A 12389-nucleotide genomic window follows, 5' to 3' on the forward strand; every position below is an offset into this window, starting at 1 on the left:
AGGGGCCAACTCAGTCAACACAACACTTGAGCGAAGCATACCCGGCAAAAAGTGAAACATTCGTCAGCGCCGATTTGGCCTGCTGCGTGAAGCTGCTTATCATGGCCCGCCCACCGGACTTCAAAGAGTTGCTTATGCGCCGCCTGCTCACCGGCTGTTTCGTCACCCTGCTGCTGCTGCTCAACACCCTGATCCTGATCGGGCCGTTGATGGTGTTCGCCCTGCTCAAGCTGGTCGCACCCGGGCGCTGGCGTGACTACGCATCATGGGCGGTGATGTGGATTGCCGAGACCTGGGCCGAAATCGACAAGCTGATCTTCAAGCTCTGCATTCCGACGCAGTGGGACATTCGCGGTGGCGACGATCTGCGTCGCGACACCTCGTATCTGGTGGTCAGCAATCATCAATCCTGGGTCGATATTCCGGCGCTGATCCAGACGCTCAACCGGCGTACGCCGTTCTTCAAATTCTTCCTCAAGAAAGAGCTGATCTGGGTGCCGTTTCTGGGCCTGGCGTGGTGGGCGCTGGATTACCCCTTCATGAAGCGCTACACCAAGGCGTTTCTGGCGAAAAACCCGGAACTGGCCGGCAAGGATCTGGAAATCACCAAACAGGCCTGCGAGCTGTTCAAGCGCCAGCCGGTGACGGTGGTGAATTATCTGGAAGGCACCCGCTACACCCGGGCGAAAAGCACGCAGCAGTCGTCCCCCTTCAACCATCTACTCAAGCCCAAGGCCGGCGGCGTGGCGTTTGTGCTGGCGGCGATGGGTGAACAGCTTGATGCAATGCTCGACGTCACCGTGGTTTATCCGCAGGAGAAAATCCCGGGCTTCTGGGACCTGATCAGCGGCAACGTGCCACGCGTGATCATCGACATCAAAACCCGCGAACTCGACCCGGCGCTGTGGCAGGGCGATTACGAGAAAGATCCGGCGTTTCGCGAGCGCGTCCAGAACTGGGTCAACCAGCTCTGGACCGAGAAGGACCAGCGCATCGCCGAACTGCGCGACGAGCGCCGTTGAATCAACTGCCGGTACCCGTGCCCCAGATGCTGCCCAGGCTACTCAACAGCGAACCGCCGACGCCCTGTTGACCGAGGTACTGGAGCAGCACCGGAGCAAACTGGCCGATCATGCCGCTGTCCATGCCCAACGCGCTGAACGCGTTGTTCAGGTCGTTGCTGTCTTTGACGTTGCCCAGCGCATTCTCAAGGCCTGCGGATTTGCCGGACGAACCGAGCAAGGCGCCCAGGGCCGCCAGATTACCGCCGCCACCGGACAACTTGTCGATGCCCGGCACTTCCTTGGCCAACTGCGAATAGTCGGTGCTGCTCAGTTGATTCTTCGCCAGCCCGAGCATCGCACTGGTGCCGCCGACGGCTTGCTCCGGCGTGACATCCAGTGCACTCAGTGCGCTGAGCAAACCGGCGGTCTCCGAAGTCGGCGCGGCGGCCGCCGCCTTGTCACCACCCTGCATGCCCGATACCGCACCGGCCACGTCATTCAGACTGAAACCGGCAAACACCGGCCCGGCGGCCAGCGTCAGGAGCGATGCCAGGGCAAAACCGCGTGAAATCTTCATTCAGACATCCTCTTATTTCTTGGGCTCCATCAACAGGCGGAGCTGCGCCTTTTGACCTGAGACTCAATGAGCTGTTCCAGAACCGGGAAATGATATTAGTCCGGCCGACCACTGCTCGCGATAAAAACCCACCCGATTCATTCCTAATGGTTCTCATAAACTGTCATATATGACAGTAGCCGTCGCAATGCTTCCGGGGCATGGTTGACCTTCAACTCGCCAAGGAAATGAAATCATGCGTATCGCAAGACTATTCACGCCGCTCTGTTTAGCTGTTACTGCAGGCCTCGCACAGGCAGACACCTGCCCCGTGCTTTCAGGCATGCAAGAGGCCAGGGATGGTTCTGAGCTCAAGGACAACTTCGGTAGAATCTGGAAGGTGGCGAATCCGAACGAGCTAAAAATCAACAGGGGCACTGAGTTTGAAAGCGTTACGCACATTACCGAAGACGAAGACGAAACCGGTCCAATCCTGGTCAATCAAATAAGTTGTCGTTATGGAAACATTGCCTTGGTAGCAGATGTCGCTCACTTCGAATCAACATCCAGCGATTGGACGAAAACCGGTCAATGCACTGCTTCGTTAACTCAGTGCTCCTTTAGCACGAATGAATAACGATTAGCGGAAATGAAAAAGGCGGCATTTCGGCCGCCCTTATTGTCACCTTGTTCCGTTACGCCGCACTAAACAACTTATGCGGATCAATCACAAACTTCTTCGGTACGCCGGCATCGAACTCGCCGTAACCTTCCGGCGCCTGATCGAGGCTGATCACTTGCACGCCGACCACTTCGGCAATGTTGATGCGATCCCACATGATCGCCTGCATCAACTGGCGGTTGTACTTCATCACTGGCGTCTGGCCGGTGTGGAAGCTGTGGGATTTGGCCCAGCCCAGGCCGAAGCGGATGCTCAGGCTGCCCATTTTCGCGGCGGCGTCCACGGCGCCCGGATCTTCGGTGACGTACAGGCCCGGGATGCCGATCTTGCCGGCCACCCGCACCACACCCATCAGTGAGTTGAGCACGGTGGCCGGGGCTTCGGCCTTGACGCCGTCGTGGCCGTGGCCGCGTGCTTCGAAACCGACGCAGTCGACTGCGCAGTCGACTTCCGGCTCGCCCAGCAGAGCGGCGATCTGTTCGTGCAGCGGGGTATCGGTGGACAGGTCGACGATTTCAAAACCCTGGGCCTTGGCGTGGGCCAGGCGGATGGTATTGACGTCGCCGATGATCACCACTGCCGCGCCCAGCAGACGTGCGGAGGCAGCAGCGGCCAGACCGACCGGGCCGGCGCCTGCGATGTAGACGGTGCTGCCCGGGCCAACGCCCGCAGTGACGGCGCCGTGGTAACCGGTCGGGAGGATGTCGGAGAGGCAGGTCAGGTCACGGATTTTCTCCATGGCCTTGTCGCGATCCGGCAGTTTCAGCAGGTTGAAGTCGGCGTATGGCACCAGCACGTACTCGGCCTGGCCACCGGTCCAGTCGCCCATGTCGACATAGCCGTAAGCGCCGCCGGCTCGGGCCGGGTTAACGGTCAGGCAGACGCCGGTGTGTTGCTCCTTGCAGGAACGGCAGCGCCCGCAAGCTACGTTGAACGGCACGGAGACCAGATCGCCGATCTTCAGGTTTTCGACGTCGGAGCCTTTTTCGATCACCTCGCCGGTGATTTCATGGCCCAGCACCAGACCGGTCTGCGCCGTGGTCCGGCCGCGTACCATGTGCTGGTCGGAGCCGCAAATATTGGTGGAGACCACACGCAGGATCACCCCGTGCTCGATCTTCCTGCCGCGCGGGTCCTGCATTTTCGGATAGTCGATTTTCTGTACTTCGACCTTGCCAGCGCCGAGATACACCACACCACGATTGCCAGACATGCTTTCACCTCGCTGTTGTTTTTATGGAACTGCGTTGCCCCGGTTGGGCAGCGCGTTGAGTGCTCGGGTATTGCTTGTTGGTCTTGCGTTGTCAGTTATGGCCCTATCGCGAGCAGGCTCACTCCTACATTTGGAATGCGTACCCCTTGTAGGAGTGAGCCTGCTCGCGATGGCGATCTAAAGAACGACCGTGCGATTGGCGTTGAGAAACACTCTGCGCTCAATGTGATATCCAACCGCTCGCGCCAAGGTCAGGCCTTCGATATCCCGCCCCTTGGCAATCAGATCCTCGGGGTAATGGCTGTGATCCACCGCCTCGACGCCCTGGGCAATGATCGGTCCTTCGTCCAGATCGTTGTTGATGTAGTGCGCGGTGGCGCCGACCAGTTTCACGCCCTTGTTGTAGGCCTGGTGATACGGCTTGGCGCCCTTGAAGCCCGGCAGCAGCGAGTGGTGAATATTGATCGCCTTGCCGTCGAGCTTGCGGCACAGCTCCGGTGACAACACCTGCATGTAGCGCGCGAGGATCACCAGTTCGGCACCGGCCTCTTCGATCACCTGCCAGACCTGACGCTCCTGCGCCGGTTTGTCGTTGGGGTCGAGAGGGAAATGGTAGTAGGGAATCTGGTGCCAGTCGGCCAGCGGCTTGAGATCCGGATGGTTGGACACCACCGCCGCCACGTCCATCGACAACTGGCCGATGCGCTGGCGGTAGAGCAAGTCGTTGAGGCAGTGATCGGCCTTGGACACCATGATCACCACTTTCGGCCGGTAGTTAGGCGCGGTCAGCTCGAAGATCATGCCAAAGGCCTGGCCGCGCTCGGCCAAGCCTGCACGGAAGGACTGTTCGTCGAAGCCGTCGGGCTGACGGAATTCCACACGAATGAAGAAGCGCCCGGAGAGGCGATCATCGAACGAGTGGTGCTCGGTGACGTAACAGCCCTGTTCGAACAGAAAACGCGTGACCGCGTCCACGGTGCCGAGGACGCTGGGGCAATCGGCGGTCAGAATCCATGTGTCTGGGGCGCGGCTCATATCTTATCCTCTGATCGTTCCTACGCTCTGAGTGGCAACGATCATTAAACTCTGTGGCGAGGGAGCTTGCTCCCGCTGGGTTGCGCAGCGACCCCAAATCAGCGGCCGCGTTTGCCCGGAAGTAACGCGGACTCAGTTTTCATGACTGCTTCGCAGTCGAGCGGGAGCAAGCTCCCTCGCCACAGAAGCAGCTACCACGGCCATTCAGCTTCAGGCCTGAACGCTAAGGCCGTACTCAGCCGAAGCATCTTGCAACCACAACCACCAGTAATCGGAAAAACTACGGCGAATCAGCAATTCCCAAGTGTCTTCAGCCGTGTGACGAATCATCAGTTGTGACTTGGCGAACACCGTGCCTACAGCCTTGCCGACCGGGAAGTTGTTCGGGTGCACGTCATAACTGGTGGACTTCATCAGCACCTGCCGCACGTTCGGCCCGCTCAGTTCGAGAATCTGCTGGCCGCCGCTGACGTTGACGATTGCGATGTGCAGATCGCCCAGCGCGTCGCGCAGCTTCTGTTCGGCGGCAAATTCTTCACCGCTTGGCACGATCAGCAGCCACTCGTCCGGGCCCATCCATTGCAGGCTGGTTTCGCCTTTGACGATGACGCTGAGGGCGCCGGGCAATTCAATGCCGAGGGCCTTGTGCACACCGGCGGCGAACGCTGCGTCGTGGCCATCGCCACGAATGGTCAAATGGCCGAGGAGTTTCTTTTCACGCACGATCACGCCGGCGTTCTTGCGGCCCTTGCCGACCAGGCTGGCGAGGTCGGCATGGTGCAACGACGACTCGGCACGGGCGCCAGTGGTCGGGCGTTGTTGGTAAACATTGGCTGTGGTCATAAAGCACCTTCTGAATTCTGACTTGAGCCCTGTGTAGGCAGATCTACCGCTATCGCGAGCAGGCTCACTCCTACAAGGGGTACGCGATCACCTGTAGGAGTGAGCCTGCTCGCGATAAAGTCGCCGCGGTGCACCTGCACTCCCCAAGAGCCGAACCATCAAATGTTCTGCCGCTCACCCTTCGGATCGAAGAACACCGAAGAAACGATTTCCGCCTCGATCACGCTGCCATCGGCCAGCGGTGCAAACACCCGCTCACCCAGACGCTTGAGACCGCCCTTGACCACGCCCATGGCAAACGAATAACCGAGGGAGTTGTGCGCGTAGCTTGAGGTGACGTGGCCGACCATGGTCATCGGGATCGCCTGCTTGGTGTTGAACACCAGCTGTGCACCTTCCGGCAGCCACTTGGTCGGATCGATCGGCTTGAGACCGACCAACTGTTTACGCTGATCGCGTACGCAGTCTTCACGGTTCATGCCGCGCTGGCCGATCCATGAGAACGGTTTGGTGCGACCGACACACCAGCCCATGTTCAGGTCGTCCGGGGTCATCGAGCCGTCGGTGTCCTGGCCGACGATGATGAAACCCTTCTCGGCACGCAGCACGTGCATGGTTTCGGTGCCGTATGGCGTCAGGTTGTACTGCTTGCCCGCCTCGACGATTTTCTCCAGCACGCCCATCGCATAGTCGGCCTGCACGTTGACTTCGTACGACAGCTCACCGGTGAACGAGATGCGGAACACCCGCGCCGGCACATCGCCGACCAGACCTTCTTTCCAGGTCATGAACGGGAACGCTTCGTTGCTCAGGTCGATGTCGGTCACGGCACTGAGCAGCTTGCGGCTGTTCGGCCCGGACAAGGTCATGGTCGCCCAGTGGTCGGTGACGGAGGTGAAGTACACCTTCAGGTCCGGCCATTCGGTCTGGTGGTACAGCTCCAGCCACTGCAGTACGCGTGCGGCGCCGCCGGTGGTGGTGGTCATGACGAAATGGTTGTCGGCCAGACACGCCGTCACACCGTCGTCGAAGACCATGCCGTCTTCCTTGCACATCAAACCGTAGCGGGCCTTGCCCACGTCGAGTTTGGTCCAGGCGTTGGTGTACACGCGGTTAAGGAACTCGCGGGCATCCGGGCCTTGAATGTCGATCTTGCCGAGGGTCGAGGCGTCCAGCAGGCCGACGCTGTCGCGCACGGCTTTGCATTCGCGCTTCACCGCGGCGTGCAGGTCTTCACCGTTTTTCGGGAAGTACCATGGACGCTTCCACTGACCGACGTCTTCAAACTCGGCGCCGTTCTTCACATGCCAGGCATGCAGTGCGGTGTAGCGCACCGGTTCGAAGATGTGTCCACAGTGCCGGCCGGCCACGGCGCCGAAAGTCACCGGCGTGTAGTTCGGGCGGAACATGGTGGTGCCCATCTGCGGGATGGTCACGTTCAGCGAACGGGCGGCGATGGCCAGACCGTTGACGTTGCCGAGCTTGCCCTGATCGGTGCCGAAGCCCAGCGCGGTGTAGCGCTTGACGTGTTCGACCGACTCGAAACCTTCGCGGGTCGCCAGTTCGATACCGCCGGCGGTGACGTCGTTCTGGAAGTCGACGAATTGCTTCGGTGCACGCGCCGAGTTCTTCTCGTGCGGCACCTGAAACAGCGCCAGCGTTGGCTCTTCGAGACGGCTCAGCGCTTTGGGCAACACGCCTTCGACCGTCTGGAAACCGGCTTCGACGGCCGCGCGCGCGCCGCCTTCGAAACCGTCGGCCAAGGCATCGCCGAGACCGTAGACGCCGTTGATGCCACCGACGCACACGCGTTTCTGCGGTGCTTCGCCCGGTACGAAACCGAGAATGTCTTCACGCCAGACCGGCTTGCCGCCCAGGTGCGAGGCCAAGTGCACCACCGGACTGTAACCGCCGGAGCTGGCGACCACATCGCAGTCGAGCCATTCGCCCGGGCTGGTCACGGCGTGTGCCTTGACGTCAATCGCGGCGACCCGGGCAGCGGTGACGCGCTTGCTGCCACGGGCTTCGATCACGGCGCTGCCGGTGAGGATACGAATGCCCTTGGCGCGCGCCTCTTCCACCAATGCACCGCGCGGATTGCTGCGGGCGTCGGCGATGGCGACCACTTGTAGACTGGCATCGAGCCAATCGAGAGCGACGCGATAGGCGTGATCGTTGTTGGTCGACAAGACAAGCTTCTTGCCCGGTGCGACGCCGTAGCGGCGCACGTAAGTCGAGACAGCACCGGCGAGCATGTTGCCCGGCACATCGTTGTTGCCGTAGACCAGCGGACGCTCATGGGTGCCGGTCGCCAGCACCACACGCTTGGCGCGCACGCGGTGGATGCGCTGCCGTACCTGACCGATCGGCGCACGGTCACCGAGGTGATCGGTGAGACGTTCGTGAATGGTCAGGAAGTTGTGGTCGTGATAACCGTTGACCGTGGCGCGCGGCAACAGCAGCACGTCCGGGGTGTTCGCCAGTTCCGCGATGACACTGGCGACCCACTCCATCGCCGGCTTGCCGTCGAGGCTTTCGCGCGAGTCGAGCAGGCTGCCGCCAAACTCTTCCTGCTCATCAGCCAGAATTACCCGCGCACCACTGCGCGCCGCCGCCAGGGCAGCGGCCAGACCGGCCGGGCCAGCACCGACGATCAGCACGTCGCAGTGCTGGTTCATGTAGTCGTAAGTGTCCGGATCGTTCTCGGTCGGCGAGCGGCCTAAACCTGCGGCCTTGCGGATGTACTTCTCGTAAGTCATCCAGAACGATTGCGGGTACATGAAGGTTTTGTAGTAGAAACCCGGCGGCATCAGCTTGCCGCCGACCTTGCCGAGAATGCCCATCATGTCGTTGTTGACGCTCGGCCAGCCGTTGGTGCTGGTGGCGACCAAGCCTTGATACAACGCCTGTTGCGTGGCGCGCACGTTGGGAATCTGCGTGGCTTCAGTAGCGCCAATCTGCAGCACAGCGTTCGGCTCTTCGGCACCGGCAGCGAAGATCCCGCGAGGACGCGAATACTTGAAACTGCGGCCAATGATGTCGACGCCGTTGGCGATCAGGGCGGCGGCCAGCGAGTCGCCTTCAAAGCCTTTGTAGGTCTGGCCGTTGAAGGTGAAGCTCAGCACTTTGTTGCGGTCGATCCGTCCACCGTTGGACAGGCGATTGATCTGGCTCATACCTTCTCTCCCAGAGCCGTGGCGGCCGCTTTCTGAGTGTCAGCCTTGTCAGTGAATTGCGGCTTCTCGCCGATCTTGTAGCTCTCGAGAATCTCGTAAGTCACAGTGTCGCGGGTGACGTTGAAATACTGGCGGCAACCGGCAACGTGGTCCCACAACTCGTGATGCAGACCGCGCGGGTTATCGCGAAAGAACATGTAATCGCCCCACTCCTCGTCGGTGCAGGCGTTCGGATCCAGCGGACGCGGGATGTGCGCCTGGCCGGATGCATGGAATTCCTCTTCGGAGCGCAGTTCGCCGCAGTGAGGACAGAAGATGTGCAACATAGGGATTTCTCCTGTTAGTGGGCGACGGCAGCAGCGCCGTGTTCGTCGATGAGCGCACCGTTGTGGAAACGGTCGATGGAAAACGGTGCGGCCAAGGGGTGCATTTCACCCTTCGCGAGGCTTGCGGCAAACACGTTGCCCGAGCCCGGGGTGGCCTTGAAGCCGCCGGTGCCCCAACCGCAGTTGAAGAACATGTTCGGTACCGGCGTTTTCGAGATGATCGGGCAGGCGTCCGGGGTGGTGTCGACGATGCCGCCCCACTGACGGTTCATGCGCACCCGCGACAGCACCGGGAACATTTCGACGATGGCCTGAATGGTGTGCTCGATCACCGGGTACGAACCACGCTGGCCGTAGCCGTTGTAGCCGTCGATGCCGGCGCCGATCACCAGATCGCCCTTGTCGGACTGGCTGATGTAACCGTGCACGGCGTTGGACATGATCACGCTGTCGATAATCGGTTTGATCGGCTCGGACACCAGCGCTTGCAGCGGGTGGGATTCGATCGGCAGGCGGAAACCGGCAAGCTTGGCCATGTGCCCGGAATTACCGGCAGTCACCACGCCGACGCGCTTGGCACCGATGAAACCCTTGTTGGTTTCAACGCCGATGCACACGCCGTTTTCCTTGCGGAAACCGATCACCTCGGTCTGCTGGATCAGGTCCACGCCCAAGGCATCGGCGGCACGGGCAAAGCCCCAGGCCACGGCGTCGTGACGGGCGACGCCGCCGCGACGCTGAACGGTGGCGCCCATGATCGGGTAGCGGGTGTTTTTCGAGCAGTCGAGGTATGGAATTTCGTCAGCGACCTGCTTGGCGTCGAGCAGCTCACCATCGACGCCATTAAGGCGGTTGGCGCTGACCCGACGCTCGGAATCACGAATGTCCTGCAGGGTGTGGCACAGGTTGTAGACGCCGCGCTGGGAGAACATCACGTTGTAGTTGAGATCCTGCGACAGGCCTTCCCACAATTTCATCGCGTGTTCGTAGAGGTGCGCCGACTCGTCCCACAGGTAGTTGGAACGGACGATGGTGGTGTTGCGCGCGGTGTTACCGCCGCCCAGCCAGCCTTTCTCGACCACGGCGACGTTGGTGATGCCGTGCTCCTTGGCCAGATAGTAGGCAGTCGCCAGGCCGTGCCCGCCGCCGCCGACGATGACCACGTCATAGACTTTTTTAGGGGTGGGCGTGCGCCACATGCGCTGCCAGTTTTCGTGGTGGCTGAGCGAGTGTTTGAACAGGCCGAAGCCGGAATAGCGTTGCATAGTAGTTACTCCAAAACGCTCAGCGATAAACCGGGAAGTCAGCGCACAGGGCCGAAACCTGCTGGGCGACATTGGCCTCGACGTCGGCATCGCCGAGGTTGTCGAGGATGTCGCAGATCCAGCCGGCGAGGGTTTCGCACTGGCTGACCTTGAAGCCTCGGGTGGTCACCGCCGGGGTGCCGATGCGCAGGCCCGAGGTCACGAACGGCGACTGCGGATCGTTCGGCACGGCATTCTTGTTGACGGTGATGTGCGCACGGCCTAGCGCGGCATCGGCATCTTTACCGGTCAGGCCCTGACGGATCAGGCTGACCAGGAACAGATGGTTGTCGGTGCCACCGGAGACGACGTCGTAGCCTCGCTTGATAAACACGCCGGCCATCGCCTGGGCGTTGTCGATCACTTGTTGCTGATAGGCCTTGAAGCCAGGCTCCAGCGCTTCCTTGAAGCACACTGCTTTGCCGGCGATGACGTGCATCAGCGGACCGCCCTGGGCGCCGGGGAAGACCGCGGCGTTGAGCTTTTTCTCGATCTCTTCGTTGGACTTGGCCAGGATCAGCCCGCCACGCGGACCGCGCAGAGTCTTGTGGGTAGTGGTAGTGACCACGTCGGCATACGGCAGCGGGTTCGGGTACAGGCCAGCGGCGACGAGGCCGGCAACGTGGGCCATGTCGACGAACAGCAGCGCACCGACCTTGTCGGCGATCTGACGGAAACGCGGGAAGTCCAGAGTCTTCGAATACGCGGAGAAACCGGCAACGATCATTTTCGGTTGGCACTCAACGGCCAGACGCTCGACTTCGTCGTAGTCGATCAGCCCGGTGTCGGTGTTGATGCCGTACTGCACGGCGTTGTAAAGCTTGCCCGAGGACGACACTTTCGCGCCGTGGGTCAGGTGACCGCCGTGGGCCAGGCTCATGCCCAGAATGGTGTCGCCCGGCTGGATCAGCGCCAGGTACACGGCGCTGTTGGCGGAAGATCCGGAGTGCGGCTGGACGTTGGCGTAATCGGCGCCGAACAGTTGCTTGGCGCGTTCAATGGCCAGCGCTTCGACTTTATCCACATGCTCGCAGCCGCCGTAGTAGCGCTTGCCCGGATAGCCCTCGGCGTATTTGTTGGTCAGGCCGCTGCCTTGTGCCTGCATGACGCGCTTGCTGGTGTAGTTCTCCGACGCGATCAGCTCGATGTGATCTTCCTGACGTTGCTCCTCGGCATTCATCGCCGCCAGCAGTGCATCGTCGTAACCCTGGATCTGGTCTTGCTTGCTGAACATCGCGTCTCTCCCAGCGGCATCTGTGCGCCATTTCGTCTCGGTGAGGCACCGGCAATCGCAGCGGTGCCCTTTGATGCGATGGTATGACCGGCACAGACAGCTCAAATGCCTGCGCGCGCCACGCAAAGGTGCGTTTACGACATGGCTGGAAATGCTCTGCTCGAAACGCCGCAGATCCCCTGTGGGAGCGGGCTTGCTCGCGAAGAGGCCGTGTCAGTCACATCAATGCCGCCTGACACACCGCCTTCGCGAGCAAGCCCGCTCCCACAGGGATTAGGTGTATGCCGCGCGGACGGCGAGCAGCACGAGGAAATGCGCGGGATACAGGGCATAAGCCCAACGCCGCATCGGTGGTGGCTGGAGATGTCGCAGATGTCGCAACAAGAACATCCCCAGCATTGGCGCCAACAGACAAGTCGCCAGGCCGAGAATCGCCACGCTGTTGCCGAACCGCGCCGATTCGAGCAGCACCTGCCATTGATTCGCGGCGAGACAAATCAGCCCCGGCAACACACTGAGAGACCATGGTCGGCGAAATACCAGCAGCATCGCCAACGGCAGCAGCACTCCGAAAAAGCCGAACATCAGTCGCTCTGAAAAAACCGCCGCGGCCACCAGCGCGGCCAACGCGAGCAATCGCGACACCGGCGCTGAATCCTGCCAGCCCCGAGCCACCAGCAGGCCCAGCGCCAGGGTCGGCATTACGTTCAAGGTGTCAGGCTCGGGTATGTACAAGCGATACGGAACTTCACTGATGGCGCTGAACAGCACCAACCAGCCCAGATAACGCCATTCTGTTTTCCGTCTGCCGTCACGGGCCAGATTCGCCGCCATCGCCAGGCAAAACCACGGAAACGCCAGACGCCCCGGCACATACAGCCAGTCGGCGGAGAAGCCGACATAGCGCAGGTGATCGAGCAACATGCTCAGCAGCGCCAGCCACTTGAGCAGATCGAGGGCGCCGTCGCGTTTTCTCAGGTGCATAATCGGCCCGTGTCCTTGTAAAGTTCTGCCAG

The 12389-nt window shown here is 61.1% G+C and carries 11 protein-coding genes; 2 read left to right on the top strand and 9 right to left on the bottom strand.

What is annotated here, in order from left to right:
- Nucleotides 1-134 precede the first annotated feature (134 nt).
- The gene (locus HU755_RS08485; RefSeq protein ID WP_186631858.1) at nucleotides 135-1022 is read left to right on the top strand and encodes an acyltransferase; all 888 of its coding nucleotides are present in this window, start codon (nucleotides 135-137) and stop codon (nucleotides 1020-1022) included.
- Between the two features lies 1 nt (nucleotide 1023).
- On the opposite strand, the gene HU755_RS08490 is transcribed toward HU755_RS08485, so the two are convergent.
- Nucleotides 1024-1581, bottom strand: a complete 558-nt coding sequence (locus HU755_RS08490) for a DUF2780 domain-containing protein (protein ID WP_186631526.1) — start codon at nucleotides 1579-1581, stop codon at nucleotides 1024-1026.
- A gap of 235 nt (nucleotides 1582-1816) precedes the next feature.
- Between HU755_RS08490 and HU755_RS08495 the strand changes: the two genes are divergently transcribed.
- Complete coding sequence (locus HU755_RS08495; RefSeq protein ID WP_071173848.1) at nucleotides 1817-2197, top strand: hypothetical protein; 381 nt, start codon at nucleotides 1817-1819, stop codon at nucleotides 2195-2197.
- Between the two features lie 58 nt (nucleotides 2198-2255).
- On the opposite strand, the gene fdhA is transcribed toward HU755_RS08495, so the two are convergent.
- From fdhA to HU755_RS08535, 8 genes are all read right to left on the bottom strand, one after another.
- Nucleotides 2256-3455 (bottom strand): formaldehyde dehydrogenase, glutathione-independent, encoded by a 1200-nt coding sequence (gene fdhA, locus HU755_RS08500; protein WP_186631529.1) that lies wholly within the window; start codon nucleotides 3453-3455, stop codon nucleotides 2256-2258.
- A 177-nt stretch (nucleotides 3456-3632) separates the two neighbouring features.
- Nucleotides 3633-4490 carry a formyltetrahydrofolate deformylase gene (gene purU / locus HU755_RS08505; RefSeq protein ID WP_007959808.1) on the bottom strand — a complete coding sequence of 286 codons (858 nt, stop codon included), beginning with the start codon at nucleotides 4488-4490 and terminating at the stop codon, nucleotides 3633-3635.
- A gap of 210 nt (nucleotides 4491-4700) precedes the next feature.
- Nucleotides 4701-5333: a sarcosine oxidase subunit gamma gene (locus HU755_RS08510; protein WP_186622723.1), complete on the bottom strand. Its 633-nt coding sequence runs from the start codon at nucleotides 5331-5333 to the stop codon at nucleotides 4701-4703.
- Nucleotides 5334-5491: 158 nt separating this feature from the next.
- The gene (locus HU755_RS08515; protein WP_186631532.1) at nucleotides 5492-8509 is read right to left on the bottom strand and encodes a sarcosine oxidase subunit alpha; all 3018 of its coding nucleotides are present in this window, start codon (nucleotides 8507-8509) and stop codon (nucleotides 5492-5494) included.
- Nucleotides 8506-8835, bottom strand: a complete 330-nt coding sequence (locus HU755_RS08520; RefSeq protein WP_186549224.1) for a sarcosine oxidase subunit delta — start codon at nucleotides 8833-8835, stop codon at nucleotides 8506-8508. Before HU755_RS08520 ends, HU755_RS08515 begins: the two co-directional genes overlap by 4 nt.
- Before the next feature lie 14 nt (nucleotides 8836-8849).
- Nucleotides 8850-10100 (bottom strand): sarcosine oxidase subunit beta, encoded by a 1251-nt coding sequence (locus tag HU755_RS08525; RefSeq protein WP_016772829.1) that lies wholly within the window; start codon nucleotides 10098-10100, stop codon nucleotides 8850-8852.
- Between the two features lie 19 nt (nucleotides 10101-10119).
- A complete protein-coding gene (glyA, locus tag HU755_RS08530) occupies nucleotides 10120-11373 on the bottom strand; it encodes a serine hydroxymethyltransferase (RefSeq protein ID WP_186631535.1) in 1254 nt (417 codons plus the stop codon).
- A 273-nt stretch (nucleotides 11374-11646) separates the two neighbouring features.
- The gene (locus tag HU755_RS08535; RefSeq protein ID WP_186631538.1) at nucleotides 11647-12357 is read right to left on the bottom strand and encodes a TraX family protein; all 711 of its coding nucleotides are present in this window, start codon (nucleotides 12355-12357) and stop codon (nucleotides 11647-11649) included.
- Nucleotides 12358-12389 lie beyond the last annotated feature (32 nt).

The organism is Pseudomonas sp. SWRI111 (assembly GCF_014268555.1).
GTDB lineage: Bacteria > Pseudomonadota > Gammaproteobacteria > Pseudomonadales > Pseudomonadaceae > Aquipseudomonas > Aquipseudomonas hamedanensis.

Coding starts and splice junctions, on each gene's coding strand:
- HU755_RS08495 (WP_071173848.1), top strand. CDS start 1,817: ATGCGTATCGCAAGACTATTCACGCCGCTCTGTTTAGCTGTTACTGCA.
- HU755_RS08510 (WP_186622723.1), bottom strand. CDS start 5,333: ATGACCACAGCCAATGTTTACCAACAACGCCCGACCACTGGCGCCCGT.
- HU755_RS08485 (WP_186631858.1), top strand. CDS start 135: ATGCGCCGCCTGCTCACCGGCTGTTTCGTCACCCTGCTGCTGCTGCTC.
- HU755_RS08490 (WP_186631526.1), bottom strand. CDS start 1,581: ATGAAGATTTCACGCGGTTTTGCCCTGGCATCGCTCCTGACGCTGGCC.
- purU (WP_007959808.1), bottom strand. CDS start 4,490: ATGAGCCGCGCCCCAGACACATGGATTCTGACCGCCGATTGCCCCAGC.
- glyA (WP_186631535.1), bottom strand. CDS start 11,373: ATGTTCAGCAAGCAAGACCAGATCCAGGGTTACGACGATGCACTGCTG.
- HU755_RS08535 (WP_186631538.1), bottom strand. CDS start 12,357: ATGCACCTGAGAAAACGCGACGGCGCCCTCGATCTGCTCAAGTGGCTG.
- fdhA (WP_186631529.1), bottom strand. CDS start 3,455: ATGTCTGGCAATCGTGGTGTGGTGTATCTCGGCGCTGGCAAGGTCGAA.
- HU755_RS08520 (WP_186549224.1), bottom strand. CDS start 8,835: ATGTTGCACATCTTCTGTCCTCACTGCGGCGAACTGCGCTCCGAAGAG.
- HU755_RS08525 (WP_016772829.1), bottom strand. CDS start 10,100: ATGCAACGCTATTCCGGCTTCGGCCTGTTCAAACACTCGCTCAGCCAC.
- HU755_RS08515 (WP_186631532.1), bottom strand. CDS start 8,509: ATGAGCCAGATCAATCGCCTGTCCAACGGTGGACGGATCGACCGCAAC.